General features: G+C 56.7%; 1 rRNA gene (only partly in view). It reads right to left on the bottom strand.

The annotated features are described in order from the left end of the window. Nucleotides 1–21: 21 nt before the first annotated feature. Nucleotides 22–2,431: ribosomal RNA gene (locus ACFYU0_RS35360) — 23S ribosomal RNA — on the bottom strand (it continues 812 nt past the right edge of the window).

The raw sequence follows: 2,431 nt of genomic DNA, 5'->3' as shown, positions 1-2,431 counted from the left end.
ACACAGTGGACGCGAGCAACTGAGGACAAGCCCTCGGCCTATTAGTACCGGTCACCTCCACCAGTTACCTGGCTTCCAGATCCGGCCTATCAACCCAGTCGTCTACTGGGAGCCTTACCCCATCAAGTGGGTGGGAGTCCTCATCTCGAAGCAGGCTTCCCGCTTAGATGCTTTCAGCGGTTATCCCTCCCGAACGTAGCCAACCAGCCATGCCCTTGGCAGAACAACTGGCACACCAGAGGTTCGTCCGTCCCGGTCCTCTCGTACTAGGGACAGCCCTTCTCAAGACTCCTACGCGCACAGCGGATAGGGACCGAACTGTCTCACGACGTTCTAAACCCAGCTCGCGTACCGCTTTAATGGGCGAACAGCCCAACCCTTGGGACCGACTCCAGCCCCAGGATGCGACGAGCCGACATCGAGGTGCCAAACCATCCCGTCGATATGGACTCTTGGGGAAGATCAGCCTGTTATCCCCGGGGTACCTTTTATCCGTTGAGCGACGGCGCTTCCACAAGCCACCGCCGGATCACTAGTCCCGACTTTCGTCCCTGCTCGACCCGTCGGTCTCACAGTCAAGCTCCCTTGTGCACTTACACTCAACACCTGATTGCCAACCAGGCTGAGGGAACCTTTGGGCGCCTCCGTTACTCTTTAGGAGGCAACCGCCCCAGTTAAACTACCCATCAGACACTGTCCCTGATCCGGATCACGGACCCAGGTTAGACATCCAGCACGACCAGACTGGTATTTCAACGACGACTCCCCCTGAACTGGCGTCCAGAGTTCAAAGTCTCCCAGCTATCCTACACAAGCCGAACCGAACACCAATATCAAACTGTAGTAAAGGTCCCGGGGTCTTTCCGTCCTGCTGCGCGAAACGAGCATCTTTACTCGTAGTGCAATTTCACCGGGCCTATGGTTGAGACAGTCGAGAAGTCGTTACGCCATTCGTGCAGGTCGGAACTTACCCGACAAGGAATTTCGCTACCTTAGGATGGTTATAGTTACCACCGCCGTTTACTGGCGCTTAAGTTCTCAGCTTCGCCCTGACGAATCAGAGCTAACCGGTCCCCTTAACGTTCCAGCACCGGGCAGGCGTCAGTCCGTATACATCGCCTTACGGCTTCGCACGGACCTGTGTTTTTAGTAAACAGTCGCTTCTCGCTGGTCTCTGCGGCCACCCCCAGCTCACCGAGTAAATCGGATCACCGAGTGTGGCCCCCCTTCTCCCGAAGTTACGGGGGCATTTTGCCGAGTTCCTTAACCATAGTTCACCCGAACGCCTCGGTATTCTCTACCTGACCACCTGAGTCGGTTTAGGGTACGGGCCGCCATGAAACTCGCTAGAGGCTTTTCTCGACAGCATAGGATCATCCACTTCACCACAATCGGCTCGGCATCAGGTCTCAGACACATGAGCGGCGGATTTGCCTACCACTCGTCCTACACCCTTACCCCGGGACAACCACCGCCCGGGATGGACTACCTTCCTGCGTCACCCCATCACTCACCTACTAACCGCTTGGTTCGGCGGCTCCACCACTCCCCTCAACTCCGAAGAGATCAGGGCGGCTTCACGGCCTTAGCATCACGATGCTCGATGTTTGACGCTTCACAGCGGGTACCGGAATATCAACCGGTTATCCATCGACTACGCCTGTCGGCCTCGCCTTAGGTCCCGACTTACCCTGGGCAGATCAGCTTGACCCAGGAACCCTTAGTCAATCGGCGCAAACGTTTCTCACGTTTGTATCGCTACTCATGCCTGCATTCTCACTCGTCAACCGTCCACGACTACCTTCCAGTGCCGCTTCACCCGGCAGACGACGCTCCCCTACCCATCACAGCCGGCGTTGGCCGTATATGCTGCAATGACACGACTTCGGCGGTACGCTTGAGCCCCGCTACATTGTCGGCGCGGAATCACTAGACCAGTGAGCTATTACGCACTCTTTCAAGGGTGGCTGCTTCTAAGCCAACCTCCTGGTTGTCTGTGCGACTCCACATCCTTTCCCACTTAGCGTACGCTTAGGGGCCTTAGTCGATGCTCTGGGCTGTTTCCCTCTCGACCATGGAGCTTATCCCCCACAGTCTCACTGCCGCGCTCTCACTTACCGGCATTCGGAGTTTGGCTAAGGTCAGTAACCCGGTAGGGCCCATCGCCTATCCAGTGCTCTACCTCCGGCAAGAAACACACGACGCTGCACCTAAATGCATTTCGGGGAGAACCAGCTATCACGGAGTTTGATTGGCCTTTCACCCCTAACCACAGGTCATCCCCCAGGTTTTCAACCCTGGTGGGTTCGGTCCTCCACGAAGTCTTACCTCCGCTTCAACCTGCCCATGGCTAGATCACTCCGCTTCGGGTCTTGAGCGTGCTACTAAAGTCGCCCTATTCGGACTCGCTTTCGCTACGGCTTCCCCACTC

The organism is Streptomyces sp. NPDC003720, assembly GCF_042875075.1.
Lineage (GTDB): Bacteria > Actinomycetota > Actinomycetes > Streptomycetales > Streptomycetaceae > Streptomyces.
The sequence above is the reverse complement of the archived record's forward strand: the minus strand, read 5'-3'. Positions and strand labels throughout refer to the sequence as shown.